The sequence below is a fragment of the Alkalicoccus luteus genome (genome assembly GCF_012034335.1).
GTDB classification, from domain to species: Bacteria; Bacillota; Bacilli; order Bacillales; family Salisediminibacteriaceae; genus Alkalicoccus; species Alkalicoccus luteus_A.
Window position 1 is genome coordinate 15,885 of sequence record NZ_JAATHJ010000008.1, and the last position, 26,777, is coordinate 42,661.

Consider the following 26,777-nt stretch of genomic DNA (forward strand, 5'->3'; position numbering starts at 1 on the left):
AGGGATATTGTGCTATAATAATCGTACAAGTCAATTTCCTGCGAAAATTTTATGAATGAATGCTCATTCAGTTCCAAATTGTGCTATACTGTTTTCAGACATTATCTGATTACTTTATTTGAAAGGGGCTGCTCCATATGGATCCAATCGTCATTAACTGGATCATGTTTCTGCTTGTAACCGCTTATGCTGTCTACCTGTTTGCTTCACTGGTCCGGACACGTACCGCCTATATCAAAATGGGGAAGAAGCCGGAATTCATCATGTCGATGAAAGAGCGGCGCGACGCGCTCATCAAGCAGGTATTTGGTCAGAAAAAACTATTGAAGGATAAGAAGAGCGGGATCATTCATGTCATGTTTTTCTATGGCTTCCTGCTCGTGCAGTTCAGTGCGATCGACGTTATCTGGAAGGGGCTGAATCCGGGAAGTCACCTTCCGCTCGGACCAGTCTATCCGTTTTTTACGTTTTTCCAGGAAATTGTCGTCCTGATGATTCTCGTCGCGGTTGTATGGGCATTCCACCGCCGCTACGTGGAAAAGCTCGTTCGTCTGAAGCGCAACTTTAAAGCCGGACTCGTGCTGATATTTATCGGCGGCCTGATGGTATCGAAGCTGTTCGCCAAAGGGATGGAGTTTATCTGGCTCGATAAAAACCTGACTGCAGCGGAACCGATCGCTTCGGGGATTGCAGCTGCATTCGCACCGATCGGAGCCGGAGCGGCCGGCGCCGGATTCTTCATCTTCTGGTGGGCGCACCTGTTGTTCCTGCTCATCTTCCTTGTTTACATTCCGCAGTCGAAGCACGCGCACCTGATCGCAGGACCTGCGAACGTCTGGCTCGGGCCGACACATAAGCGCGGTCAGCTGGAAGCGATCGACTTTGAAGATGAAGAAGCAGAGAAATTCGGGAAAAACCAGATTGAAGACTTTGATCAGAAGCAGCTGATGGATCTCTATGCCTGTGTGGAATGCGGACGCTGTACAAATATGTGTCCGGCGACCGGCACCGGAAAAATGCTTTCACCGATGGATTTAATTCTGAAGATGAGGGATCACTTAACGGAAAAAGGAGCTGCGGTAACGTCGCAGTCGCCGTGGATGCCGGCTTACGCCTTCGGTCACACGCGCGGAAACCAGCTTGCCGGTGCAAGTGAAGAAGAGTTGAAAGGCATGGACATCAACCCGTACGACGTAAGCCTGATTGGCGACGTCATCACAGAAGAAGAGCTCTGGGGCTGTACGACATGCCGCAACTGTGAGGATCAGTGCCCGGTAGCAAACGAGCACGTCGATAAAATTATCGACATGCGCCGCTACCTCGTCTTGACAGAAGGAAAGATGGACCCGGATACCCAGCGTACGATGAAAAATATCGAAAAGCAGGGCAACCCGTGGGGCATCAACCGTAAAGAGCGGGAAAACTGGCGCGAAGGACGCGAGGACATCGACGTTCCAACCGTCCGTGAAATGAAAAAGCGGGAGGAAGAGTTTGAGTACCTCTTCTTCGTCGGCTCCATGGGGTCGTACGATAACAGAAGTATGAAGGTCGCGCAGTCGTTCGCAAAAATCATGAACGAAGCCGGCATCAAATTCGCCATCCTCGGCAACAAAGAGAAAAACTCCGGTGACACGCCGCGCCGTATCGGAAACGAATTCCTGTTCCAGGAGCTCGCGGCAGCGAACATCCAGGAGTTTGAAAAGAATAACATTAAAAAGATCGTCACGATCGATCCGCATACGTACAATACGTTTAAAAACGAGTATCCGGATTTTGGACTTGAGGCGGAAATATTCCACCACAGCGAGCTCTTATTCCAGTGGATTCAGGAAGGACGCATCAAGCCGACGTACGAAGTGAACGAGCAGATCGTGTACCATGATTCCTGCTACCTCGGCCGCTACAACGACGTCTACGATCCGCCGCGTGAAATTTTGAAGGCGATCCCGGGCGTGAAGCTCGTCGAAATGGAGCGCAACCGTGAGAACGGCATGTGCTGCGGAGCAGGCGGCGGCATGATGTGGATGGAAGAGGACACTGGAACGCGAGTCAACGTCGCCCGCACTGAGCAGGCGCTCGCCACCTCCTCTTCGATGATCGGCAGCGCGTGTCCGTACTGCCTCACGATGATGAGCGACGGCACGAAGGCAAAAGAAGTCGACGAAGACGTGCAGACGCTCGACGTCGCGGAAATTCTCGAACGCTCGATCGTGAAAAAAGAAGAACCAGCAGCCGTTTAACACGTAGGCACGCGAAGGGCTGTTCCGAATGCGGGACAGCCCTTCGTCCATTTTCACAAGGCAGAAGAGGTACGGAACGAAAAACGGAAAGAATATCCGGGAAACGGGAGACAGTTTCTGCAAAATGTTTTACAATAGAAAGTATGTAAGCGCTTTTATTTTTGCGGGGACCTGAGCGAGCGTTCATTCGACTGCGGAAAGCATCAGAATACGCCGCATGATCTACATAAGCTGAAGGAGGATGTTAGATGAGTAGAACAGTTATTGTCAGTGGTGCACGGACCCCGGTTGGTAAGCTGGGAGGGGCGCTGTCCGGATTTACAGCTTCCCAGCTCGGCGGTATGGCGATTAAAGAAGCAATGAAGCGGGGCGGTACGGAAGCCTCGGCAGTCGATCACGTCATCATGGGCTCGGTGCTTCAGGGCGGACAAGGTCAGCTTCCGTCGAGGCAGGCGCTTCACGAAGCCGGACTGCCGTGGGAAACGGAAACCGAAACGGTTAATAAGGTATGTGCTTCCGGGATGCGAAGCATTACCCTCGCGGATATCCTGCTTCGCGCAGGTGAACACGAAACGATCGTTGCCGGCGGCATGGAATCGATGAGCCAGGCGCCGTTTTTCGTAAAAGGAGCGCGGTTCGGCTTTAAAATGGGCGAGCAGAAGTTCCACGATATGATGATTCACGACGGGCTGACGTGCTCGTTTACCGGGGCGCATATGGGCACATACGGCAATAAAACAGCAGCCGAGCATGATTTGACGCGTGAGCAGCAGGATGAATGGGCGTTCCGTAGCCACCAGAAGGCTGCGGCTGCCCGGGATGCCGGTAAAAACGACGAGATCGTCCCGGTCGAAGTACCGCAGCGTAAAGGCGATCCGCTCGTAGTCGAGCACGACGAAGCACCGCGCAGCGATACAACGGTGGAGCGTCTGGCTAAGCTGAAGCCGGTTTTTGGAAGCGACGGCACGATTACGGCAGGCAATGCACCTGGTGTCAATGACGGAGCCGCAGCTGTCGTGCTGACGACAGAAGCGAACGCCGAAAAGCAGGGTCTGAAGCCGCTTGCCGTGATCACCGGTCATACACAGCTGGCTGTTGAGCCGGAGAATTTCCCGAAAACACCGGGACTTGTCATCAATAAGCTGCTTGAGAAAACAGGCATGAGTGTGGACGATATTGATTTGTTTGAAGTGAACGAAGCATTTGCGGCTGTTTCGCTTGCAAGCGGTCAGATCGCCGGACTTGATCCGGAAAAGCTGAACGTGAACGGCGGTGCCGTTGCGATCGGCCATCCGATCGGCGCAAGCGGAACGAGAATCATTTTGACGCTCGCGTATGAACTGAAGCGTCGCGGCGGCGGACGCGGCATCGCTGCAATTTGCAGCGGGGGCGGCCAGGGAGATGCCGTCATGATCGAAGTCAGCGGAACGGAGGCGTAATCGCATGAACATAGAGAAGGTAATGGTGGTCGGTGCAGGGCAAATGGGCGCCGGCATCGCCCAGGTATGTGCAGCAGGCGGCTACGACGTCTACATGCATGATGTCAGTGAAGAAGCTGCTGAGAAAGGCTTGAAGGGAATTGAAAAGCGGCTGTCGCGCGACGTGGAAAAGGAACGTATCTCGGATGCCGATAAAGAGCGGATTTTACGAAGGATCCAGATTTCCACGGATCTCGCAAATGCAGAAGATGTCGATATGGTCATCGAAGCAGCCGTAGAAAACATGGAAATAAAAAAGAACATTTTCCGGCAACTCGATTCAAGAGCGCCAAAGCACGCGATTCTGGCAACGAATACGTCGTCGCTCCCGATCACGGAAATTGCGGCAGAGACGAAGCGGGCGGATCAGGTAATCGGCATGCACTTTATGAACCCGGTGCCGGTGATGAAGCTCGTGGAAGTCATCCGCGGTCTGCAGACGTCCGATGAGGTATATGAGGCGGTTGCAGAAATGACGGGCAAGCTCAAAAAAACGGCAGTGGAAGTGAATGACTTTCCGGGGTTTGTATCCAACCGGATTTTAATGCCGATGTTAAACGAAGCTATTTATACGGTTTATGAAGGTGTCGCCGGCCCTGAAGAGATTGATAACGTAATGAAGCTTGGTATGAATCACCCGATGGGGCCACTCACGCTCGCTGATTTCATCGGACTCGATACGTGTCTATACATTATGGAGACGCTTCATGAAGGCTTCGGTGATGATAAGTACCGGCCGTGTCCGCTGCTGCGTAAATACGTAAAGGCAGGCTGGCTAGGAAAGAAAACAGGACGCGGTTTCTACGTGTACGACTGATTGGAAGGATGACGACAGCATGAATTTAACCTTTACAGAAGAACAGGAAATGACAAGACGCATGGTGCGCCAGTTCGCCCAGGAGAAAGTGGCGCCGGCCATTGAAAAAATGGAGCAGGAAGACCGGTTCCCGGAGGAGATCGTCCGACAGATGGGTGAACTCGGCCTGATGGGCATGCCGATCCCGGAGCAGTACGGAGGCATGGAGATGGACTACACGTCCTACATTCTCGCGATTCATGAGCTTTCCCGCGTCAGCGCGACCGTAGGCGTTATTTTATCGGTGCATACCTCCGTCGGAACGAACCCGATTCTCTACTTCGGAACAGAAGAGCAGAAAGCGCGCTGGGTGCCAAAGCTCGCATCCGGGGAATATTTAGGCGCTTTCGCCGTATCCGAAGCCGGAGCAGGAAGTGACGTATCCGGGATGAAAACGACTGCGATTGCAGACGGGGACGACTACATTCTGAACGGATCGAAAATGTGGATTACAAACGGCGGCTACGCCGATACGTATATCGTCTTTGCCCGCACCTCCAAGGATCCGGGCAGCAAAAGCATCAGCGCGTTCGTCGTAGAAAAAGATACCCCGGGCTTTACCGTGCAGCCGAAGGAAAAGAAGATGGGACTGAAAGGCTCGAGCACATGCCCGATCACGTTTGAAGACTGCCGCATTCCGAAGGCAAACCGGCTCGGAGAAGAGGGCGACGGCTTTAAAATTGCCATGGCCAATCTGGACGCCGGCCGGATCGGCATTGCGGCCCAGGCGCTCGGCATTGCAGAAGCAGCGCTTGACGCCTCAACAGCTTATGCGAAGGAGCGCAAGCAGTTCGGCAAGCCGATCGGGCAGATGCAGGGCATCGGCTTTAAGCTTGCCGACATGGCAACGAGCGTAGAGGCGGCCAGGCTGCTGACGTACCGTGCAGCTTCCCTGCGCACGAACGGCCACCCAGCTGGAAAAGAGGCCTCGATGGCAAAAATGTTCGCTTCTGATACCGCGATGAAAGCGGCGATCGAGGCGGTGCAGATTCACGGCGGCTACGGCTTTACGGAAGACTATCCGGTTGAACGGTATTTCCGTGACGCGAAAGTAACACAGATTTACGAAGGCACCAACGAAATTCAAAAAATCGTCGTCAGCAACCACCTGCTACGAGGGTAATTGCCGACAGAACGAATCATAAAGGAGCGAAAGACATGCAGTTTCAATTAACAGATGAGCAGGAAATGATCAGAAAGATGGTACGTGACTTTGCCGTAAACGAAGTAGAGCCGACAGCAGCTGAGCGGGATGAAGAGGAACGGTTCGACCGCAGCTTGTTTGATCAGATGGCAGAGCTTGGACTGACAGGCATTCCATGGCCGGAAGAGTACGGCGGAATCGGTGCCGACTACTTGAGCTACGTCATTGCCGTGGAAGAATTGTCGCGTATTTGTGCTTCCACCGGCGTCACGCTGTCCGCCCACGTATCACTCGCCGGCTGGCCGGTGTACACGTTTGGCACAGAAGATCAGAAACAGCGCTACTTAAAGCCGATGGCAGAAGGCAAGCTGCTCGGAGCCTACTGTCTGTCCGAGCCGGGATCCGGAAGTGATGCAGCGGCGATGAAAACGACGGCAAAGCGGGATGGCGACGACTACGTACTGAACGGTTCCAAAGTCTGGATAACAAACGGCGGTGCAGCAGACGTCTACCTTGTGTTTGCCCTGACCGATCCGGAGAAAAAGCATAAAGGCTGCACGGCCTTCATTCTCGAAAAAGGCATGGACGGCTTTACGATGGGCAAGAAGGAGAAGAAGCTCGGAATCCGTTCCTCGCCGACGCTTGAAGTGATCATGGACAATGTCCGCGTTCCGGCAGCAAACAGGCTCGGCGAAGAAGGAGAAGGCTTTAAAATTGCGATGATGACCCTCGACGGCGGCCGTAACGGTATTGCCGCACAGGCAGTCGGCATTGCGCAGGGCGCGCTCGACCACGCAACGGCGTACGCAAAAGAGCGCAAGCAGTTCGGCAAGCCGATCGGGCAGATGCAGGGGATCAGCTTCAAGCTCGCGGACATGGCGACGAAGATCGAAGCATCGCGTCTGCTCACATATCAGGCTGCGTGGCGGGAGTCAGAAGGCGTATCGTACGGCCTTCAGTCGGCGATGTCGAAGCTCATGGCCGGTGATACTGCCATGGAAGTAACGGTAGAAGCAGTGCAGGTGCACGGCGGCTACGGCTTTACGAAGGACTATCCGGTAGAGCGCTACATGCGCGATGCGAAAATCACGCAGATTTACGAAGGTACAAACGAAGTGCAGCGGCTCGTTATTTCGAAGATGCTGCTCGCAGACTAACGCAGTCAGGAGGGAAGCCGGTGAAGGTGAATCTGGAGGCGCTGCTGGATGGCCGGGAACGGCAGGTCGGCCGCGCCATCTCCATTGTAGAAGACCGGCATCCGGACCAGCGGGAGCTGATGCAGGAAATCCATCCGCATACCGGCCGGGCGCAGGTCGTCGGCATCACCGGGTCACCCGGCGCCGGAAAAAGCTCGCTCGTCAATCAGCTGTTAAAGCACTGGCGCAAGAAAGGTGAAAAGGTAGCGGTCGTTGCGGTTGATCCGACGAGCCCCTTTTCAGGAGGCGCGCTGCTCGGCGACCGGATCCGCATGCACGACCACGATGCCGACAGCGGCGTCTTCATCCGCAGCATGGGAACGCGCGGAAGTCTCGGCGGGCTCTCGGAAGCGTGCCAGGATACGGTGCGGCTTCTCGATGCCGCAGGCTACGACCGGGTCGTCGTGGAAACTGTCGGCGTCGGTCAGTCAGAGCTCGATATTATGAAAACAGCCGATACGGTCGCGCTCGTGCTGTATCCGTCAGGCGGCGACATCATTCAGGCGTTTAAAGCCGGAATCATGGAAATTGCCGACTTGTTTATCATTAACAAGGCCGATCTGCCCGGCGTCAATCAGCTGAAAGCAGAGCTTGAAGATCTGCTCCACATTTCCGGAGCCCCGTCCTACAAAACGATCAGCGAAACCGTTTCGACGACAGGCGAAGGCACAAAAGCAGTGATTGAAGCACTGGAGCAGCACCACGAGTGGCTGAAGCAGTCAGGGGAAAAGCAGGACAGGCGGGCGCGTCAGCTGGAAACAGACGTACGCCGGCGCGTGCTGGAACGGCTCGAAAAAGAAATGGAGCCGGTACTGAAAGAAGTGATGCAGAAGCCGGATACGCAGGATCCGTATGAGCTGGCAGACCGTATTTATAAACGGCTTCAGGAGAGGAAAGGGGAGTGATCCGATGGGGAAAAAGCAGGTGCCGTCGCTCGTAAAGGACGAACGGCTCATCTCACGGCGCAGAGCGCAGATCGTCAAGGCAGCCGTCGGTTTATTTAACGAAAAAGGCTATCATAAAGCAACGACGAGGGAGGTCGCCAACGCTTCCGGATTCAGCATCGGTACGCTGTATGAGTACATCGGATCGAAGGAAGACATCCTCTTTCTCGTTTGTGATTCCGTTTACGATGAGGTCGTAAGCAAATGGGAAAAGCTGCTGGACAGCAACCTGCGCGGGCTGGAGCGGCTCCGGCAGGTGATCGAATCGTATTTCCGCGTCGTCGATGACCTTCAGGATGAGGTGCTTGTCATGTATCAGGAGACAAAGTCGCTCTCCGGTGAAGCGCTTCGTTACGTACTGGAAAAGGAGATCCGCATCAAGAACGTATTTGAAAAAGAGCTGATTCATGCACGGGAAGAAGGGTTTTTAACGATGGATGACAGGCAGCTGTCGCTCGCTGCCCACCACATCCTCGTCGTCGGGCAAATGTGGACTTTCCGACGCTGGGCCGTGCAGAAGGAATACAGCGTAGATGAATACATTGAGTACCAGCTCCGTCAGCTGATTTACGGATTTGGAGTCAACGAACAGGCGCCGGATAAACAGCCGGTGCCGCAGAAGGAGGAATAGCGTATGGAAAAGACGTCTCAACAACCGGTTCAGCAGCAGGAAAAGTACGTGCCGAAGCATCCGGTCCGCTTTGTGACAGCATCCGCTCTGTTTGATGGGCACGACGCGTCCATCAATATCATGCGCCGTATGCTGCAGGCATCCGGAGCCGAGGTGATTCATCTCGGACATAACCGTTCCGTCGGAGAAGTAGCCCAGGCAGCCGTGCAGGAAGACGTGCAGGGGATTGCGATCTCGTCCTATCAGGGCGGTCACGTGGAATATTTCAAGTATTTGCACGATGAGCTTGAACGTCTGGGCGCCGGCCATATTAAGCTGTTCGGCGGAGGCGGCGGGGTGATTATTCCTGCCGAAGTCCGTGAGCTGCACGACTACGGCATCACGCGCATCTTCTCACCGGAAGACGGCCGCCGCTTCGGTCTGCAGGGCATGATCGATCAAATGATGGAGGCGTGTGACTTTGAAACACCGGCCACAGGACTTGGACTGGAGCACGTGATCGACTCCGACCGCCGTGCGCTTGCCAAATTTATTACGAGCGCTGAGAAAAAGGCGTTCGGCGAAGCACTGAACGACGAAGAAAGCGGCGTGCTGGAAGCGATAAGCGAAAAAGCGGCTGCGGATGCACCAGTGCTCGGAATCACCGGTACCGGCGGAGCTGGAAAAAGCTCGCTCACCGATGAATTGATCCGCCGCTTTCTGCGAGCGTTTCCTGATAAACGCGCAGCTGTGCTCTCCGTTGATCCGACAAAGAAGAAAACCGGCGGCGCCCTGCTCGGCGACCGCATCCGCATGAACGCGATTCACCATGACCGCGTTTATATGCGCTCGCTGGCAACACGCGACAGCCGGCAGGAGCTCTCTAAGGCAGTGGAAGAAGCCATTCCGGTTGTCAGGCTCGCCGGCTATGACCTGATCATCGTGGAAACGAGCGGGATCGGTCAGGGGGACGCGGCAGTGACGGACGTGTCAGACGTATCGATGTACGTTATGACGAGTGAGTTCGGTGCACCGTCCCAGCTGGAGAAAATCGACATGATCGACTTTGCTGACATCATCGCCATCAATAAATTTGACCGCAAAGGCTCCGAGGATGCACGGCGGGAAGTGCGCAAGCAGTATCAGCGCAGCCATCTCCGCTTTGACGAAGATCCGGAACGTATGCCGGTGTACGGAACAGTCGCCAGCCAGTTTAACGATCCGGGCACGAACCGTCTGTTCTTTGAGCTCGTAAAGGTGATTAACGCAAGCTGCGGCAAAGACTGGGAAACCGATCTCGGCGAGCATGACGAAATTCAGCTTCGCAGCGCTGTTATTCCGGCCGAGCAGGTACACTACCTGCGTGAAATCGCCCAGACGGTCAAAGGGTATCACGAAGAAACAGAAGAACAGGCCGGCTTCGCGCGCAGCCTGTTTCAGCTGGAAGGCACGCTGCAGCTGCTCGAAGAAACAGGAGCATCGGTGGAAGACGTTGCCAGGCTGAAGCAGCAAACAGAAGAGAAGCTGCTTCCGGACGTGAAAAAGACGATTGAGACGTGGGAAAAGACGAAAGAGGCCTACGCTCAGGATACGTTGACGACAAAAGTTCGTGACAAAGAAATCGTGACAGAGCTGAAAACGCGTTCGCTTTCCGGACTCGACATTCCGAAGGTCGCGCTGCCAAAGTACGAAAACTACGGGGACATCATCCGCTGGGTCCGCAGCGAAAATGTGCCAGGTGTTTTCCCATACACTGCAGGCGTATTCCCGTTTAAGCGAAAAGGGGAGGACCCGAAGCGTCAGTTTGCGGGTGAAGGCAGCCCGGCCCGCACGAACCGCCGTTTTCATTATTTGTCGGAAGGCGACGACGCAAAGCGGCTCAGCACCGCCTTCGATTCCGTAACACTTTACGGCGAGGATCCGGACTACCGTCCTGACATTTACGGGAAGGTCGGTGAATCCGGCGTCAGCATCTGTACGCTCGATGATATGAAGCAGCTTTATGAAGGATTTGATCTGACGGCACCGTCCACGTCGGTATCGATGACGATCAACGGCCCTGCGCCGATCATTCTGGCGATGTTTATGAATACAGTAGTTGATCAGCAGGTGGAGCTTTTCACCGAGCGCGAAGGCCGCAAGCCAACGGAAGACGAGCATGCCCAGATTCAGGAGCAGACGCTCCAAGTCGTGCGCGGCACCGTTCAGGCCGACATCCTGAAAGAAGACCAGGGCCAGAACACGTGCATCTTCTCGACGGAATTTGCGCTGCGGATGATGGGAGATATTCAGCAGTACTTTATCGATCATCAGGTGCGCAACTACTATTCCGTCTCGATCAGCGGGTATCATATCGCCGAAGCCGGAGCGAACCCGATCAGCCAGCTCGCATTTACGCTCTCCAACGGCTTCACGTATGTCGAGTACTACTTAAGCCGCGGCATGAACGTAAACGACTTTGCGCCGAACCTGTCCTTTTTCTTCAGCAACGGTCTCGATCCGGAGTACGCCGTCATCGGTCGCGTCGCTCGCCGCATCTGGGCGACAGCGATGAAGAAGAAATACGGTGCCAATGAACGCAGCCAGAAGCTGAAGTATCACATTCAGACATCAGGCCGTTCCCTGCACGCCCAAGAAGTGGATTTTAACGATATCCGCACGACACTGCAGGCACTGATGGCGATTTACGACAACTGTAACTCGCTCCATACAAACGCCTACGACGAAGCAGTGACGACGCCAACGGAGGAAAGCGTGCGCCGGGCAATGGCGATCCAGCTCATCATCACAAAAGAGATGGGCCTTGCGAAAAACGAAAATTCGCTGCAGGGATCGTACATTATTGAAGAGCTGACCGACCTCGTCGAAGAAGCAGTTCTGCTTGAAATGGAGCGGATGAGTGACCGAGGCGGCGTCCTCGGCGCGATGGAGACGCAGTACCAACGCGGAAAAATCCAGGAGGAATCACTCCTCTACGAAACAAAAAAGCACAACGGCGACCTGCCGATTATCGGCGTGAACACGTACCTGAATCCGAACCCGCCGTCTGAAGAAGACTTCGATATGGAACTGGCGCGCGCATCCCGCGAGGAAAAAGAAGGCCAGATCACGCGGCTCAAAGATTTCCAGGAGCGTCACGCGGCAGAGTCCGATGAGGCGCTGGAGCGGCTGAAGCGTACGGCACTGTCAGGAGGCAATATTTTCGCCGAGCTGATGCGGACTGTCCGCTCTGCCAGTCTTGGGCAGATCACCTCCGCCCTCTACGAAGTAGGCGGTCAGTACCGCCGCAACCTGTAAAAATAATTTTACGCATCCGCTGGAAAAACAGGCGGCAGTATGTTTATAATGGAAGGTATGAATTTATGCGTATAATGGGAGCTGTCCGGCTTCTGATTATGGATACAGGATGAAGGGAAAGGGTGTGCCTCACTTATGGCGTTAAAAGATTACACAGAAGAACAGCTGAAAGAAATCTCCATGATCGAAGTGACGTTTGAGCTGCTTACCGAAAAGAACAGTCCGGAAGACTACAGCGTGCTGATCAACCGAGTGGCCGAAATTCAGGGACTGTCAAAGGAACGGATGCAGGAGCGCATTGCGCATTTGTATACGGCGATGTCGCTGGACGGCCGTTTCGTTAATCTCGGTGACAACCGCTGGGCGCTCCGATCCTGGTACCCGTTTGAGCAGACAGAAGAAGAGCTGTCACAAATGATGCCGAAAAAGCGGAAGGCTGACGCAGAAGAAGCACTTGAGGACGAACTGGAAGAATACGACGAGTTTGAGGACATCGAGGATGAGCTGGACGAGCTCGCTAACGAAGAGGACTCCGACACAGACGAAGCCGACGAATTCGATACCGGTGAACCAGTCGTGGAAGAAGACGACGAAACCGATACGGACGAAGAGGAAGAAACCAATTAACAATAATGGAAGGCCGTCCCGGGCATCAGCCCGGTGCGGCTTCTTTTGTGATGCATGAACGCATTCCGGCTGCGGTGAAATAGTGGAGGAGGGACGAGCGTTTCGGAAATGTTCAACTTTCTCCGCAAAAACGGTAACCTCGTCTGTCATATCGTCAACTTTCGTTCCAAAAGCGTGAAGCACCTCTGTCATATGTTTACGAGCTTCAACTTAGAACTGCTATACAGAATAAACGTTCATCCTGTTCAGTCAACTAATCAGCTTCCCAGACAAAATGGTCAACTTTCGCACTCTAAAAGAGTCGAGTCCGGCTTTCTGCGTTTCCGTGCTCCGTTCCATAAGATGTCGGAGCATGTGGTGAAGAAACATCGACCTCAGTGTTGAAATAATAACGTCAGCCTCCTGATTGAAAACTTCCGGCATCAGTTTGATAAGATTTTCGCTATTGCGAACGCCGTTTGAAAGCTTTGATAAAATTCAGCCTCAGAATAATAAGTTGGGCATGGTGTTTGAAAAGTTTGAGGCCTAATATAATAAGATGCCGCGCGCATTTAATAACTTTCGTCCAGAAAATAGATGACTTGAACGTTTCTGCTGATCCGTCTCCCGCATAACGGACCGGATCCAGCTCCGAAACGGCTCTGTCCGCTTTTTCAAATCGTCACGTTTGTTCGCCGGATGGGAAGGCGAAACAGACTAACTAGTTACATCGTTCCTCGCATGGCCCGGTCCGATCACGGCGAGGTGCGTCTGACGCGTGCAAATCGTCTCCACACGGAGGGCTTTCGCCCGATTTTGCGAGAGCTCTCAAATCCGCCTTGACTTTTGATCATGCCCCGGATAGAATCATGTTTGGGCTCCCTAAAACGGAGTAGCGGAACAGACATGTACGCGCCCCCTCTTTCTGAGAGGGGGCGCTTTTCTTTTTTGCACACACAGCCCGGACGTAAAGCAGCGCCGGAAGGCATTCGGCATGCACGATAAAGGAGATGAGCAGAATGACAAAGTATATTTTCGTAACAGGCGGTGTCGTTTCCTCGCTTGGAAAAGGCATCACAGCGGCATCACTCGGAAGACTCTTAAAAAACCGCGGCATGAAGGTCACGATTCAGAAATTTGATCCATACATTAACGTCGACCCAGGAACGATGAGCCCGTATCAGCACGGGGAAGTGTTTGTTACAGATGACGGAGCGGAAACGGACCTCGACCTCGGTCACTATGAGCGTTTCATCGACATCAACCTCGGTAAATACAGCAACGTAACGACAGGAAAGGTCTACTCCTCTGTCCTTAAAAAAGAGCGCCACGGCGACTATCTCGGCGGCACCGTGCAAGTAATTCCGCATATCACAAACGAAATCAAGGGCCGCATCAAGCAGGCTGCTTCAGAAGGCAATCCGGACATCGTCATCACGGAAATCGGCGGTACGGTCGGAGATATTGAGAGCCTTCCGTTTCTCGAAGCGATTCGACAGGTGAAGAGCGACCTCGGTGCCGAAAATGTTCTTTACATTCACTGCACGCTCATCCCGTATCTTGCAGCAGCCGGGGAAATGAAATCAAAGCCGACTCAGCACAGCGTAAAGGAGCTCCGCAGCCTCGGTATTCAGCCGAACGTGATCGTCGTGCGCACCGAGCGCCCGGTCCCGACAGAAATGAAAGATAAAATTGCGTTGTTCTGCGATATTGATAAGCGGGCTGTAATCGAAGCACGTGACGCTGACACGCTCTACGAAGTGCCGCTTCACCTGCAGGAGCAGAAGCTTGATCAGTTCGTCTGCGACCATTTGAGCCTGAACTGCCAGGAGGCAGACATGACCGAGTGGAATGCGCTCGTCGACCGGGTGAAAAACCTGTCCCGCAGCATCACGATTGCTCTCGTCGGAAAATACGTGGAGCTGCCGGATGCGTATCTGTCGGTTGCAGAAGCACTGAAGCATGCAGGCTTTCAGTTTGATGCAGACGTATCAATCAAATGGGTTAACTCGGAAGAAGTTTCACGTGAAACAATCGCCGAGCAGACCGCTGACGCAGACGGCATTCTCGTGCCAGGCGGCTTCGGCGATCGCGGCGTCGAAGGAAAGATCGCAGCGATTGAGCACGCACGCGTGAACGGCATTCCGTTTCTCGGTATCTGCCTCGGCATGCAGCTCGCAACAGTTGAATTTGCCAGAAACGTACTCGGCTACAGCGAAGCACACTCCGCAGAGCTCGATCCGGCGACACCGGATCCAATTATCGACCTGCTTCCCGAGCAGAAGGACGTGGAGGACCTCGGCGGCACGCTCCGCCTCGGCCTCTATCCGTGCAAGCTGACACCTGATACGAAGGCCTTCTACGCATACGGGGAGCCGGTCGTATACGAACGGCACCGTCACCGCTACGAGTTCAACAACAAATACCGTGAAGAAATGGTTGAGAAAGGCTTCGCCTTCTCCGGCACGAGTCCGGACGGCCGGCTCGTCGAAGTCATCGAAATTACCGATCATCCGTTTTTCGTTGCTTCCCAGTTCCATCCGGAATTCGTATCGCGTCCGACAAGGCCGCAGCCGCTTTTCCGTGAATTCATCCGCGCAGCTTCCGACAGCTGACCGGTTGTCAAAAGAAAGGCCCGGCGGCTGCCGGGCCTTTTCCTGTCTTCATTCACTGCGAAAACGATCACGCATGGACAAAAGCCCCGCGCTCGAAACCGAGTGCGGGGTTTGCTTTAACGCTTTATGAGACAGGTTCAGCGTTCAATCACCGTGCTCTTCCATGATTTCCTGCAGCTGGAAGTAAAGCATGTAGTAAAGGTGAAGCGACACGAGCAGATGCGGCTCTCCGGTACGTGCGCCGGATTCGGTCGGCAGCAGCGGACGAGTGACGCCTGTCGGAAGCGAAAACGAGCGGATACTGTCCGCTTCCTCAACCGCTTCGGGTGAGGCGGTGACAAGTACGGCGCCTGCCTCCGCAGCTCGCGTTTCTGCTTCCAGCGTTTCCGTGCGGCTGGATGTGAACACCCAGACGGTATCGAGGTCGGTCAGCTGCGTTTCTGCTTCAAAACGTTCGGCACCGGTCACGGCATCTGCTCCGTGAACCGCCTGGGAAACGATCCCGCCGAGATCAGCACTCGATGCCACGTAGAGGTGTCCGTCACCGATCAGACTCTGCGCCGTCATTCTTGCAGCGTCTTCGACATCCTCCTCCAGCAGCTCCAGCTTGTTCAGCAGGCCGCTCACTTGCGTATCAAACATTTTTTTCATGACGTATCATCCTTTCGTATCCGATCAGCTTAAGCGTATCATGCGCTATTCACTTCTTTCTATCTGTTGCCTGAACAAAGGCGTTTAAAACCAGACAACAGCGGCTTTTAAAAACAATGATTGATCTTTTCGTTAAGATTCACTATTATGGTAACAAAAGGTAATTGAAGGAAGAAAATAGGGGAGTATGAAGGAAGGAGAATACGTATGGGCCAGAAACTGCTGGTAGTGGATGATCAAATTGGCATCCGCCTCCTGCTGAAGGAAGTGCTGGAAAAAGACGGCTATGAAACGTTCGAGGCGTCCAATGGGCAGGCCGCACTCGACATGATTCAGTCCGAAAAACCGGATCTCGTGTTGCTCGATATGAAGATACCGGGTATGGACGGCATTGAAATTCTCCGTGAAATGCGGGCAAGAAGCATTCCGACAGAAGTATTTATGATGACGGCGTATGGAGAAATGGAGCTGATGAGAGAAGCAGCAGACCTTGGTGCCTCCCAGCAATTTTCCAAACCGTTTGATATCGATATCGTCCGGCAGAGCGTGCGCCGCTTTTTTGAGGAAAAGGCGAAACTGTAAGCGCTGTCGTTGAAAATAATCGGTTGAAACCCGTGAAATGAGAATGGAATGTGCTATAATGAGGGCGTGAGTTTTTCCGGGGTGCAGCTGGTAAAACGTCCGAATCATACAAATAAAAGCCGCGATCTTGCACGATCGCTTTTATTTGTATGCTTTACCCTGCATCTTTCAGAAAAGCTGAAAGAAGCACGTGACCATTCAGAAGGAGGACTTTAGCACATGCCTTTAGTATCGATGAAAGAGATGCTGGAAACAGCAAAAGCCAATTCTTACGGGGTAGGTCAGTTCAACCTGAACAACCTTGAGTTTACGCAGGCGATCCTGCAGGCGGCAGAAGAAGAAAAATCACCGGTTATTCTCGGTGTATCCGAGGGTGCAGCCCGCTACATGGGCGGATTTAAATCTGTCGTAGCGATTGTCGAGGGACTTATGGAAAGCTACGGAACGACTGTTCCGGTTGCGATTCACCTGGACCACGGCTCCAGCTTTGAGAAGTGCGTGGAAGCAATGTATGCCGGCTTCACATCCGTGATGATCGACGGCTCCCACCACCCGCTTGAGGAAAATATTGCGCTTACGAAGAAGGTTGTCGAAGTGGCACACCTGCTCGGCGTTTCTGTTGAAGCAGAGCTCGGCCGCATCGGCGGACAGGAAGACGACCTGATTGTAGACGACGCTGAAGCGGCGTATGCGATCCCGTCCGAGTGTGACCAGCTGATCCGTGAAACGAACGTAGACTGCTTCGCACCAGCTCTTGGTTCCGTACACGGCCCATATAAAGGCGAGCCGAACCTCGGCTTTGACCGCATGGAGGAAATCTCCACAATGACGGAAGTGCCGCTCGTTCTGCACGGCGGAACTGGTATCCCGACAAAGGACATCAAAAAGGCGATTTCATTCGGCACAGCTAAAATCAATGTGAACACGGAAAGCCAGATTTCTTCTGCGAAAGCAGTCCGCGAAACGCTCGATGCGAATCCGGACATGATCGACCCGCGTAAATACCTCGGGCCGGCCCGTGAAGCGATCAAGGAAACCGTGATTGGTAAAATGCGCGAGTTCGGTTCTTCCGGCCAGGCGCAGTAAGCAAAAGGAGAAGGAGGTCAGCAGTGCGCTGACTCCTTCTTTTCCATCATGAGAGAAAGCGTTATCATTCGCCGGCAGCGTCCGGCCAATCCGCAGCGGAGGAGGAAGACAGCAGTGAAATTTTTTATTGATTCAGCGAATACAGATGAAATCCGCCAGGCTCAGGAGCTTGGCATTCTGGCAGGGGTGACCACGAATCCGTCTCTCGTCGCCAAAGAAGGGGCAGACTTTCATGAAAGGCTCCGGGAAATTACGAGCTTCGTCGAGGAGTCTGTCAGTGCGGAAGTAATCGCGACAGACGCGGACGGCATGATCCGGGAAGGGAAAGAACTTGCGGAAATCGCACCGAACATTACCGTGAAGGTGCCGATGACACTGGAAGGTCTGAAAGCTGTTCGGACGTTCAGCAGCCTCGGGATCAAAACAAATGTGACGCTCGTCTTTTCCGCGAATCAGGCGCTGCTTGCTGCTCGGGCAGGCGCGAGCTACGTATCGCCGTTTCTCGGCAGGCTCGATGACATCGGACACGACGGTCTGGAGCTGATTGGCACAATCTCCGACATGTTTGATTTGCACGGCATCGAAACGGAAATCATCGCAGCTTCGATCCGCCATCCGCAGCACGTGACAGAATCGGCTCTGCGCGGCGCGCATATTGCGACGCTTCCGTGGAAAGTGGTCGAGCAGCTGACGAAGCATCCACTCACCGACATCGGCATTGAAAAATTCCTCAGCGACTGGCAGAAAAGCCAGAACGCCTGATAAAGCAAACTGACAGAGGCGGACCTGGCGTCCGCCCGTTTTTCTCCGTACGAAAACAGCCCCGGGTACGCAGCATGAATCATCTCATTTTCGTTCAAGGAAGGAACCACGTGATGGATAAACTATTAATTGAAGGCGGTCACCTGCTCGAAGGCAGTGTCTCGGTCAGTGGTGCTAAAAACAGCGCTGTTGCCCTGATTCCGGCAGCCATGCTGGCAGACTCCACCGTCGTCATTGACAATCTGCCTGCTATTTCAGATGTAGGCATACTCGCAGATCTGCTTCAGGAAGCAGGAGCGGAAACAGAATTTATAAATGGAGCACTTTCCATCAACCCGGAGCGGATGATCGCGATGCCGCTGCCGAACGGCCGTGTGAAAAAACTGCGTGCCTCCTATTATATGATGGGAGCGATGCTGGGACGATTCGGGAAGGCGGTTATTGGTCTCCCCGGCGGATGTAACCTCGGTCCGCGGCCGATTGACCAGCATATTAAAGGGTTCGAAGCGCTCGGTGCAAAAGTAACAAACGAGCAGGGAGCGATTTACCTGCAGGCTGAAAAGCTGACCGGAGCGCGAATCTACCTGGACGTCGTAAGCGTCGGCGCCACCATTAACATCATGCTTGCAGCTGTTAAAGCCGAAGGACGCACGGTGATCGAGAACGCGGCGAAGGAGCCGGAGATCATCGATGTTGCGACGCTGTTAACGAACATGGGAGCAGAAATAAAAGGAGCAGGAACGAACGTCATCCGTATCGAAGGGGTAAAGGAGCTTCACGGATGCCGTCATTCGATCATTCCTGACCGCATTGAAGCCGGTACGTATATGATTTTTGCAGCAGCAATGGGGCGCGGTGTGACGGTCGATAATATTATTCCGCTTCACTTGGAGGCGCTCATGTCGAAGCTGCGCGAAATGGGCGTACATATCACAGAAAGCGAGGATGCGGTTCATATCGAACGGACAGATCATCTGAAGCCGGTTGATATTAAGACGCTCGTCTATCCTGGGTTCGCGACCGACCTGCAGCAGCCGGTGACGGCACTGATGACGCAGGCTGACGGGTCGAGCATGGTCACAGATACGATTTACAGCGCCCGCTTTAAGCATACGGACGAACTTCGGCGCATGGGCGCGGATATCAAAGTGGAAGGCCGGGCCGCGCTTGTCAGCGGAGCCTCCCGTTTGCAGGGAGCCCGCGTCCGGGCGACCGATCTGCGGGCTGGAGCAGCACTCGTCGCTGCCGGCCTGATTGCAGACGGCGTGACGGAAATCACGGACGTGCACCACATTGACCGCGGCTATGCCAACCTTGAAGAGAAGCTGAATGCGCTTGGAGCAAACGTATGGCGGGAAAAGCTTTCGATGGAAGAGGAAGAAGAAATTAAAAATTCATAACGGGAGGAATGCAGGATGGAGCGCAGTTTATCGATGGAGCTGGTCCGGGTTACGGAAGCAGCGGCCCTTGCGTCGGCGCGCTGGATGGGCCGCGGCCAGAAGGATGAGGCCGACAACGCGGCAACAGAAGCGATGCGTGACGTATTCGACACGATTCCAATGAAAGGCACAGTCGTCATCGGCGAAGGCGAAATGGACGAAGCACCGATGCTCTACATTGGTGAACGCCTCGGCAACGGCTATGGCCCGCGCGTGGACGTCGCTGTCGATCCGCTTGAAGGGACGAACATCGTCGCAAGCGGCGGCTGGAATGCGCTTGCGGTTCTCGGAGTAGCTGATAAAGGGCACCTCCTGCACGCCCCTGATATGTATATGGATAAAATTGCAGTCGGACCGGACTGCGTCGGCAAAATCAGCCTGGATGCGTCCGTCGAACAAAACATTCAGGCGGTTGCCGCGGCCAAAGGCAAAGACGTGGAAGACATCGTCGTCGCCATTCTCGACCGCGAACGTCATCAAACGCTCGTCTCTGATATCCGCAGCGCCGGTGCGCGGATCAAGCTGATGGGAGACGGGGACGTTGCTGCAGCGATCAACACGGCATTCGACGATACCGGCGTTGACCTCATGCTCGGCTCCGGCGGTGCTCCGGAAGGGGTGCTTGCAGCAATTGGTCTCAAGTGTCTCGGCGGAGAGATTCAGGGAAGACTACTGCCGAGCTCCGATGAGGAAGTGGAACGTTGCCACCGGATGGGTATCGGCGACGTGAACCGGGTGCTTCACATGGATGACCTCGTATCCGGTGAAGATGCTATTTTTGCCGCTACCGGCGTAACGGACGGCGAGCTGTTAAAAGGTGTCCGCTACAAGGCGCAGACAGGCGCCACCCACTCGCTCGTTATGCGGGCCAAGTCAGGAACGGTCCGCTTCGTGGAAGGCGACCACCGTCTTGATAAAAAGCCTGACTTCGTTATCCGGGGGTAGCCGCCGTGTTGCCCCGGCTGCAGCGTCCGCTTCGTACCATTTACGAAGCGTACAGCCCGTTTTCCTCGTACTTCCGCATACCGTCCTCCCTTGTCAGTCCAGCTGGTTTATGATTAGATAAATAAGTCTCATCTCGTACCGACAGTAAACGATCGCTGCCGGACGCTTCCTGCTGGATTTTTGGGAGCGCCGTTCAGCTTGAAAACGAAGAAAAGGTTTGGTGACATAAATGGGTGTAACATTAAATGAAATGGAGCATATGAAGCTGAAAGAGCTTTATGCGCTAGCGAAGGAACATAAAGTTTCCTACTACAGCCAGCTGACGAAAAAAGAGCTGATTTTTGCTATTTTTAAAAAACAGGCTGAGAACGAAGACCTGATGTTTATGGAGGGGATCCTGGAAATTATCCAGTCGGAAGGCTTTGGCTTTCTGCGGTCTAATACATACAAGCCGAGCCCTCAGGACATATACATTTCCGCCTCGCAGATCCGCCGCTTCAGGCTCCGTAACGGCGATAAAGTCTCCGGTAAAGTAAGAAAACCGAAGGAAAACGAACGCTACTACGGTCTGCTGCAGGTCGCAGCTGTGAATGGGGAAGACCCGGACAAAGCATCCGAGCGCCCGCATTTTCCACAGCTGACGCCGCTTTACCCGGACCATAAGATGAAGCTGGAGCACGAGCCGAAAATGGTCGCCTCACGCGTACTCGATATGATTTCTCCAGTCGGCTACGGTCAGCGCGGACTGATTGTCGCGCCTCCGAAAGCCGGTAAAACGCTTCTCTTAAAAGAAGTCGCCAACAGCATCGCCGTCAATCATCCGGACATGGAAATCATCGTGCTGCTCATCGACGAGCGCCCGGAAGAAGTGACGGATATGGAACGCTCGGTGAAAGGGGAAGTCGTCAGCTCCACGTTTGATGAAGTGCCGGAAAACCACATCAAAGTAGCCGAGCTCGTACTCGACCGTGCAATGCGGCTTGTCGAAGCGAAGAAGGACGTCGTCATTCTCATGGACAGCATCACGCGCCTGGCACGCGCCTATAACCTCGTCGTACCGCCAAGCGGGCGGACGCTTTCCGGCGGGATCGACCCGGCGAGCTTCCACCGTCCGAAGCGCTTTTTTGGAGCCGCCCGGAACATTGAAGAAGGCGGCAGCCTGACGATTCTCGCAACAGCGCTCGTCGAAACCGGCTCACGCATGGATGACGTCATTTATGAAGAATTTAAAGGGACCGGCAACATGGAGCTGCATCTCGACCGAAAGCTTGCCGAGCGCCGCATTTATCCGGCGATCGACATTCGCCGCTCCAGCACGCGTCGTGAAGAGCTGCTTCTGCCGAAAGAGCAGATTGAGAACCTGTGGGCGATCCGCCGCACGCTGAACGACCAGCCGGACTTCATGGAAAAGTTCCTGAAAAAGGTCAAGGAAACAAAAACGAACGAAGAGCTGTTCGATTCGCTGAAGCGGGCATCCAAGCCGAAGTCCTCCGACAAATAATCCGGTGCCGCAGCCGGATGAAATAGGACTTGCATTCCGCCTGTCTGCTTGTTATACTCCATCTATGTGTGAAGAAGTTAGTGCACAGACTTACTCTGTTTCGAGAGATTCAGGGCGGAAGGAGTTGAAAAGACATGAAACAAGGAATTCACCCGGAATACCGTAAAGTCGTATTCAAAGATTCCAGTACTGGCTTCATGTTCTTGAGTGGATCTACAGCGAGCACGAATCAGGAAATCGAGTGGGAAGACGGGAACACATACCCGCTTTACACTGTCGAAGTTTCTTCTGATTCCCACCCGTTCTACACTGGCAAGCAGAAGTTTGCTGATGCAGGCGGACGCGTAGACAAGTTCAAGAAGAAGTACGGAATGTAAGCAGACTCATTCAGAGAAACGGCCGGATCATTCCGGCCCGACTCTGTCAGAACACGTGCGGAACCGACGCTGGATTACCCGTTGGAGCTCAGGCTCTTACCGGATGCGTCGCGGATGCCGTGTTTTTTTTATGATAATTTGACCGTCCTACATACAAAAACGTGAACAGGGAGCGTCGCCTATGCATCTGACCAGTAAAGAAGGCTGGATTGAAGTCGTCTGCGGCAGCATGTTTTCCGGAAAATCGGAGGAGCTGATCCGCCGGGTCCGCCGCGCAAGCTTCGGCCGCCAGAAGATACAGGTTTTCAAGCCGCAGCTTGACGACCGCTACAGTGAAACCGAAGTCGTCTCGCACAACGGGTCAAAAGTGTACGCGTATCCGGTGACGGATTCCGAAGATATTTACACCCTGCTTAAAAAAGATACGCAGGTAGTGGCAATCGATGAAATTCAGTTTTTCGACCCGGCCATCGTCGACGTCGTGCAGACGCTGGCGGATGACAACAAGCGCGTCATCTGCGCCGGACTGGATCAGGATTTCCGGGGCGAACCGTTCGGCTGCATGCCGATGCTGCTTTCACTCGCTGAATCAGTGACGAAGCTGCAGGCAATCTGCCTTTCCTGCGGCTCGCCTGCAAGCCGCACGCAGCGTCTGATTAACGGCAATCCGGCCTCCTACGATGATCCGATCATCCTCGTCGGTGCCTCCGAGCAGTACGAGCCGCGCTGCCGCCACTGCCACGACGTGCCCGGCAGACCGAAAACGACCCACGTTCCAGCCATTAACCTGGCCCGTAACACCGATCAGTGACCGAAAAGTCAGCTTGCGTCTTTGCGCACAGCTGGCTTTTTTGCTGCATGTGCCCGGCTCTAACTGACGCTTATTCTATCTGTACGGAAAAATGAACACTTTACGGGAGTGGCACGTTTATTGCATGATAAAGAAAGCGCATACGTAAAATAAAAGGAGGACATACACATGCGAAATGTTGTTATTGCAAGCGCAGCACGAACGCCGGTCGGAAATTTTGGAGGTGCCCTTTCCGGAGTATCAGCCGTTGAACTCGGGGCACATGCCGCAAAGGAAGCGGTCCAGCGGGCAGGCATTCAGCCTGATCAGATTGAGGATGTCTATATCGGGAACGTCTTGTCTGCAGGACTTGGACAAAACGTAGCACGGCAGACGGCGATAAAGGCCGGAATTCCGGACACGGTACCGGCGACGACAATCAATAAGCTCTGCGGATCCGGGCTCCGGTCGGTGAGCATGGCGGCCCAGTTTATTATGCTCGGCGATGCCGATATTATTCTCGCCGGGGGCACAGAAAGCATGAGCAACGCGCCTTACGTGATGCCCGGAGCCAGGTGGGGCCAGCGCATGGGCGACGGCAAACTCGTCGATACAATGCTCAAAGACGGACTGATGGACGCCTTTAAGCCGGTGCATATGGGCATTACGGCTGAAAACATCGCAGAACGATGGGGCATCTCCCGTGAACGGCAGGATGACTTTGCGCTGGAAAGCCAGCAGCGTGCGGGCCGTGCCGTGGAAGAAGGACGCTTCCGGGATGAAATTGTGCCGGTCGACGTACCAGGCCGTCGCGGAGAAGTAACAACAGTAGCAGACGACGAGTTTCCGAAGCCGAACGTGACGATCGAAAAGCTGGCTAAGCTGAAGCCGGCCTTCAAAAAAGAAGGCGGCACCGTGACAGCAGGAAACGCTTCCGGCATTAACGATGGGGCAGCGATGCTCGTCGTCATGTCAGAAGAGAAGGCAAACGAGCTCGGCGTAAAGCCGCTCGCTGTCTTAAAAGCGTACGGCAATGCAGCACTTGACCCGGATATTATGGGCTACGGGCCGGTTCCTGCTGCGAAACAGGCGTTGGAGCGTGCCGGCTGGGCCATCGATGATCTTGACGTTGTGGAAGCAAACGAAGCATTTGCAGCCCAGTCGCTTGCAGTCGTCGATGATTTAAAGCTCGATCCGGCAAAAGTGAACGTTAACGGTGGCGCCATTGCACTCGGACACCCGATCGGAGCATCCGGAGCGCGCGTGCTGACGACGCTGCTGTACGAATTAAAACGAAGCGGGAAGAGCCGTGGCATGGCAGCACTTTGCATCGGCGGCGGACAGGGAACAGCACTCCTCGTCGAACGTTCAGAGCAGTAACCCGCATGAAGGAGAGACCGATATGCTGAGCCGGATTCACGTTCACCACATTTTAAAGCAGCCAAATCTCGTTCTTAAAACGACAGATACGATTCAGGAAGCAGCCGCGGGCCTGTATCGGCTGAAGGATGAAGCCGTTCCGGTCGTAGACGCCGAAGGAAAAGCGGCCGGCTGGATTTCTGCCGATACGCTCATGAGCTCGATGATGAACGGCCTCGGACCGGATACGCCGGTAGAAGCGGTGATGGAGAAGCCTGAAGTGATGCTGCGGGAGAACGATGTTCCTGCTGGCTGGCGCTGGCTTCCCCCGGTCCTGCCTGTAGCAGATCAAACAGGAGGCCTCGCCGGCGTCGTGCATGCTGAGGACTGGCTGCAGGAAGCAGACAGGCTGGCAGCTGCAGAACGAGCGGAGATTCTGAACGCGCTCTGTCCCGATCAGGGCATGCTCTGCCTGGTTTCCGGGAGCGGCGATATTCTCGCTGCCGCCGGGACAGAAGCAGCGCGGCCGGAGGAGATTCCCGGTGGCAAAGAGCTGCTTGCTTACGTTCGCGGCGATGCAGATCATATGCCGGTTTCCGTCGAGCAGAACGGTCAGACGTATCATGTCGTGACGGAACCAGCCGGCGGAGCATTTTTGCTGCAGGTACGCTCTGATGAAGCGCCGGCAGACGACGTCTGGAAAGACAAAGCAGAACAGATGGAAATGGTAATTGAACTTTCCTCCGACGGCATTATCATGGTAGACCGCAATGGTATCATTACGATGGTGAACAAGGAGTACGCCCAGTTTATCGGCATGAAGGAAGAGGATATGGTCGGCCGGCACGTCGCTGACATCATTGAAAACACGCGCATGCACATCGTCGCGGAAACCGGCAAGCCGGAAATTGCCGATATTCAGAAGATAAACGGCGACTATATGGTTGCCAACCGCCTGCCGCTTTATAAAGACGGCGAGCTCGACGGTGCAGTCGGCAAAGTATTGTTTAAAAACTTAGGCGGATTTAAAGCACTGAAGCGCCGAATTGAAAAGCTGGAGCGCGAGCTTGATTCCTATAAAGGTGAATGGCGTGAGACGAACCGGGCGAGCTATCAGTTTCACCAGCTGCTCGGCCGGAGCACCGCCTGGAACCGGACGAAGGAAATGGCGAAACGGGCGGCCGCAACCGACAGCAGCGTGCTGCTCCAAGGCGAAAGTGGAACGGGTAAAGAGCTGTTTGCCCACGCGATCCACCTGGCAGGTCCGCGGTCGCCGGGACCGTTTGTAAAAGTAAACTGCGCTGCGATCCCTGGCGACCTGATCGAGTCCGAGCTGTTCGGCTACGTGGAGGGCTCGTTTACCGGTGCCAAACGCGGCGGGAAAAAAGGCAAGTTTGAAGCAGCAGACGGCGGTACGATTTTTCTTGATGAAATCGGGGAGTTGCCGCTTCATCTGCAGGTGAAGCTGCTTCGGGTGCTGCAGGAGCGGGAAGTGGAACCGGTTGGAGCGACGGCGTCGCGAAGCGTGGACATCCGCGTTATCGCGGCGACGAACCGCGATCTGGAGAGTATGATTGAAGACGAGCAGTTCCGGCTCGATCTGTACTACCGGCTGAACGTCTTTTCCATCCTGATTCCGCCGCTCCGTGAAAGAACGGATGATTTAGAAGAACTCGTGCCACATTTTCTCGCTCGTGCCTCGGAGCGAACCGGAACAACGGTTGCTGATGTCGAAGAAGACGTCTGGAGGCTGCTCCGCACGTACAGCTGGCCGGGAAATACGCGCGAGCTGGAAAACGTGCTCGAACGCTCTGTCACGATCGCGCGCGGCAGCAGAACATTGAAGCCGGAGCATCTGCCGCCGTCGCTCCGCGGCAGTAAGGCGATGGAGCAGCCGGCTGCCCTGCAGCAGGTGCTTCAGGAAGCCGAACAAAAAGCAGTCGAGCAGGCAATCCGGTACGCGAATGGAAATAAATCACTCGCTGCCGGTCTGCTCGGTATCAGCCGTACGTCGCTGTATGAAAAGCTGAAACGCTATGAAAAAGTGTAAGGAGAACGCGCCGGAAACTATTTCCGCGCGTTCTTTTTTTTCGGAGAACATTACCCATGCATCGAAAGCAAAGCGACTGTTCGAATTTTCGTACAGATGTACATAAATCCTGAAAAACGTGTTTGAATACGCTTACATATAGCGAAAGTCAGTTTCTTTTCGTGTTCGTAAATCTGTACATGAACGACACTCAAATTGAAAGCGCTTTCCAAAAAAGCCTGCTGCAGCGCAATTTTTGTCGATCAGAAC

21 protein-coding genes are annotated in these 26,777 nt (G+C 54.3%); 20 read left to right on the forward strand and 1 reads right to left on the reverse strand.

Annotated features, from left to right (window positions below; genetic code table 11):
* Positions 1 to 137: 137 nt before the first annotated feature.
* The 10 genes from HCN83_RS07160 to HCN83_RS07205 all read left to right on the forward strand — a co-directional run bounded on the left by HCN83_RS07160 (position 138) and on the right by HCN83_RS07205 (position 14,986).
* Positions 138 to 2,240, forward strand: coding sequence for a (Fe-S)-binding protein (locus tag HCN83_RS07160; RefSeq protein WP_168005861.1), 2,103 nt, complete (start codon positions 138 to 140; stop codon positions 2,238 to 2,240).
* A 248-nt stretch (positions 2,241 to 2,488) separates the two neighbouring features.
* Positions 2,489 to 3,679 carry an acetyl-CoA C-acetyltransferase gene (locus HCN83_RS07165; RefSeq protein ID WP_168005863.1) on the forward strand — a complete coding sequence of 397 codons (1,191 nt, stop codon included), beginning with the start codon at positions 2,489 to 2,491 and terminating at the stop codon, positions 3,677 to 3,679.
* Positions 3,680 to 3,683: 4 nt separating this feature from the next.
* A complete protein-coding gene (locus tag HCN83_RS07170) occupies positions 3,684 to 4,535 on the forward strand; it encodes a 3-hydroxybutyryl-CoA dehydrogenase (RefSeq protein WP_168005865.1) in 852 nt (283 codons plus the stop codon).
* A 19-nt stretch (positions 4,536 to 4,554) separates the two neighbouring features.
* A complete protein-coding gene (locus tag HCN83_RS07175; protein WP_168005867.1) occupies positions 4,555 to 5,697 on the forward strand; it encodes an acyl-CoA dehydrogenase in 1,143 nt (380 codons plus the stop codon).
* A gap of 35 nt (positions 5,698 to 5,732) precedes the next feature.
* Entirely contained in the window at positions 5,733 to 6,875 is a 1,143-nt protein-coding gene (locus HCN83_RS07180; RefSeq protein ID WP_168005869.1) for an acyl-CoA dehydrogenase, read from the forward strand.
* A gap of 20 nt (positions 6,876 to 6,895) precedes the next feature.
* Positions 6,896 to 7,819 (forward strand): methylmalonyl Co-A mutase-associated GTPase MeaB, encoded by a 924-nt coding sequence (gene meaB / locus HCN83_RS07185; protein WP_168005871.1) that lies wholly within the window; start codon positions 6,896 to 6,898, stop codon positions 7,817 to 7,819.
* A gap of 4 nt (positions 7,820 to 7,823) precedes the next feature.
* Positions 7,824 to 8,489: a TetR/AcrR family transcriptional regulator gene (locus tag HCN83_RS07190; RefSeq protein WP_168005873.1), complete on the forward strand. Its 666-nt coding sequence runs from the start codon at positions 7,824 to 7,826 to the stop codon at positions 8,487 to 8,489.
* Positions 8,490 to 8,492: 3 nt separating this feature from the next.
* Positions 8,493 to 11,765 carry a fused isobutyryl-CoA mutase/GTPase IcmF gene (gene icmF / locus HCN83_RS07195; protein WP_168005875.1) on the forward strand — a complete coding sequence of 1,091 codons (3,273 nt, stop codon included), beginning with the start codon at positions 8,493 to 8,495 and terminating at the stop codon, positions 11,763 to 11,765.
* A gap of 135 nt (positions 11,766 to 11,900) precedes the next feature.
* Entirely contained in the window at positions 11,901 to 12,392 is a 492-nt protein-coding gene (gene rpoE, locus HCN83_RS07200) for a DNA-directed RNA polymerase subunit delta (RefSeq protein WP_168005877.1), read from the forward strand.
* A 998-nt stretch (positions 12,393 to 13,390) separates the two neighbouring features.
* Entirely contained in the window at positions 13,391 to 14,986 is a 1,596-nt protein-coding gene (locus HCN83_RS07205) for a CTP synthase (protein ID WP_168005879.1), read from the forward strand.
* Between the two features lie 144 nt (positions 14,987 to 15,130).
* Here the strand turns inward: HCN83_RS07205 and HCN83_RS07210 are convergent, their stop codons facing one another.
* Positions 15,131 to 15,637 (reverse strand): DUF2529 family protein, encoded by a 507-nt coding sequence (locus HCN83_RS07210; protein WP_168005881.1) that lies wholly within the window; start codon positions 15,635 to 15,637, stop codon positions 15,131 to 15,133.
* Between the two features lie 207 nt (positions 15,638 to 15,844).
* On the opposite strand from HCN83_RS07210, the gene HCN83_RS07215 reads away from it, so the two are divergent.
* From HCN83_RS07215 to HCN83_RS07260, 10 genes are all read left to right on the forward strand, one after another.
* Positions 15,845 to 16,219: a response regulator gene (locus tag HCN83_RS07215; protein WP_168005883.1), complete on the forward strand. Its 375-nt coding sequence runs from the start codon at positions 15,845 to 15,847 to the stop codon at positions 16,217 to 16,219.
* A 219-nt stretch (positions 16,220 to 16,438) separates the two neighbouring features.
* Positions 16,439 to 17,305, forward strand: coding sequence for a class II fructose-1,6-bisphosphate aldolase (gene fba, locus HCN83_RS07220; RefSeq protein WP_168005884.1), 867 nt, complete (start codon positions 16,439 to 16,441; stop codon positions 17,303 to 17,305).
* Positions 17,306 to 17,419: 114 nt separating this feature from the next.
* Positions 17,420 to 18,067: a fructose-6-phosphate aldolase gene (fsa, locus tag HCN83_RS07225; RefSeq protein ID WP_168006014.1), complete on the forward strand. Its 648-nt coding sequence runs from the start codon at positions 17,420 to 17,422 to the stop codon at positions 18,065 to 18,067.
* 113 nt (positions 18,068 to 18,180) lie between these two features.
* Complete coding sequence (locus HCN83_RS07230) at positions 18,181 to 19,467, forward strand: UDP-N-acetylglucosamine 1-carboxyvinyltransferase (RefSeq protein WP_168006016.1); 1,287 nt, start codon at positions 18,181 to 18,183, stop codon at positions 19,465 to 19,467.
* Between the two features lie 15 nt (positions 19,468 to 19,482).
* Positions 19,483 to 20,451, forward strand: coding sequence for a class II fructose-bisphosphatase (glpX, locus tag HCN83_RS07235; RefSeq protein WP_168005885.1), 969 nt, complete (start codon positions 19,483 to 19,485; stop codon positions 20,449 to 20,451).
* 229 nt (positions 20,452 to 20,680) lie between these two features.
* Entirely contained in the window at positions 20,681 to 21,952 is a 1,272-nt protein-coding gene (gene rho, locus HCN83_RS07240) for a transcription termination factor Rho (RefSeq protein WP_168005886.1), read from the forward strand.
* Positions 21,953 to 22,086: 134 nt separating this feature from the next.
* Complete coding sequence (locus tag HCN83_RS07245; RefSeq protein WP_168005887.1) at positions 22,087 to 22,329, forward strand: type B 50S ribosomal protein L31; 243 nt, start codon at positions 22,087 to 22,089, stop codon at positions 22,327 to 22,329.
* A 181-nt stretch (positions 22,330 to 22,510) separates the two neighbouring features.
* Complete coding sequence (locus HCN83_RS07250; RefSeq protein WP_168005888.1) at positions 22,511 to 23,140, forward strand: thymidine kinase; 630 nt, start codon at positions 22,511 to 22,513, stop codon at positions 23,138 to 23,140.
* Positions 23,141 to 23,308: 168 nt separating this feature from the next.
* Entirely contained in the window at positions 23,309 to 24,499 is a 1,191-nt protein-coding gene (locus HCN83_RS07255) for an acetyl-CoA C-acetyltransferase (protein ID WP_168005889.1), read from the forward strand.
* Between the two features lie 22 nt (positions 24,500 to 24,521).
* Complete coding sequence (locus HCN83_RS07260; RefSeq protein ID WP_246238136.1) at positions 24,522 to 26,528, forward strand: sigma 54-interacting transcriptional regulator; 2,007 nt, start codon at positions 24,522 to 24,524, stop codon at positions 26,526 to 26,528.
* The last annotated feature ends 249 nt before the right edge of the window (positions 26,529 to 26,777 follow it).

What these genes read in the sequence shown, in the direction of transcription:
- HCN83_RS07160 (WP_168005861.1), top strand. Translation starts at nt 138, where the DNA reads ATGGATCCAATCGTCATTAACTGGATCATGTTTCTGCTTGTAACCGCT.
- HCN83_RS07165 (WP_168005863.1), top strand. Translation starts at nt 2,489, where the DNA reads ATGAGTAGAACAGTTATTGTCAGTGGTGCACGGACCCCGGTTGGTAAG.
- HCN83_RS07170 (WP_168005865.1), top strand. Translation starts at nt 3,684, where the DNA reads ATGAACATAGAGAAGGTAATGGTGGTCGGTGCAGGGCAAATGGGCGCC.
- HCN83_RS07175 (WP_168005867.1), top strand. Translation starts at nt 4,555, where the DNA reads ATGAATTTAACCTTTACAGAAGAACAGGAAATGACAAGACGCATGGTG.
- HCN83_RS07180 (WP_168005869.1), top strand. Translation starts at nt 5,733, where the DNA reads ATGCAGTTTCAATTAACAGATGAGCAGGAAATGATCAGAAAGATGGTA.
- HCN83_RS07190 (WP_168005873.1), top strand. Translation starts at nt 7,824, where the DNA reads ATGGGGAAAAAGCAGGTGCCGTCGCTCGTAAAGGACGAACGGCTCATC.
- icmF (WP_168005875.1), top strand. Translation starts at nt 8,493, where the DNA reads ATGGAAAAGACGTCTCAACAACCGGTTCAGCAGCAGGAAAAGTACGTG.
- rpoE (WP_168005877.1), top strand. Translation starts at nt 11,901, where the DNA reads ATGGCGTTAAAAGATTACACAGAAGAACAGCTGAAAGAAATCTCCATG.
- HCN83_RS07205 (WP_168005879.1), top strand. Translation starts at nt 13,391, where the DNA reads ATGACAAAGTATATTTTCGTAACAGGCGGTGTCGTTTCCTCGCTTGGA.
- HCN83_RS07210 (WP_168005881.1), bottom strand. Translation starts at nt 15,637, where the DNA reads ATGAAAAAAATGTTTGATACGCAAGTGAGCGGCCTGCTGAACAAGCTG.
- HCN83_RS07215 (WP_168005883.1), top strand. Translation starts at nt 15,845, where the DNA reads ATGGGCCAGAAACTGCTGGTAGTGGATGATCAAATTGGCATCCGCCTC.
- fba (WP_168005884.1), top strand. Translation starts at nt 16,439, where the DNA reads ATGCCTTTAGTATCGATGAAAGAGATGCTGGAAACAGCAAAAGCCAAT.
- HCN83_RS07230 (WP_168006016.1), top strand. Translation starts at nt 18,181, where the DNA reads ATGGATAAACTATTAATTGAAGGCGGTCACCTGCTCGAAGGCAGTGTC.
- glpX (WP_168005885.1), top strand. Translation starts at nt 19,483, where the DNA reads ATGGAGCGCAGTTTATCGATGGAGCTGGTCCGGGTTACGGAAGCAGCG.
- rho (WP_168005886.1), top strand. Translation starts at nt 20,681, where the DNA reads ATGGGTGTAACATTAAATGAAATGGAGCATATGAAGCTGAAAGAGCTT.
- HCN83_RS07245 (WP_168005887.1), top strand. Translation starts at nt 22,087, where the DNA reads ATGAAACAAGGAATTCACCCGGAATACCGTAAAGTCGTATTCAAAGAT.
- HCN83_RS07250 (WP_168005888.1), top strand. Translation starts at nt 22,511, where the DNA reads ATGCATCTGACCAGTAAAGAAGGCTGGATTGAAGTCGTCTGCGGCAGC.
- HCN83_RS07255 (WP_168005889.1), top strand. Translation starts at nt 23,309, where the DNA reads ATGCGAAATGTTGTTATTGCAAGCGCAGCACGAACGCCGGTCGGAAAT.
- HCN83_RS07260 (WP_246238136.1), top strand. Translation starts at nt 24,522, where the DNA reads ATGCTGAGCCGGATTCACGTTCACCACATTTTAAAGCAGCCAAATCTC.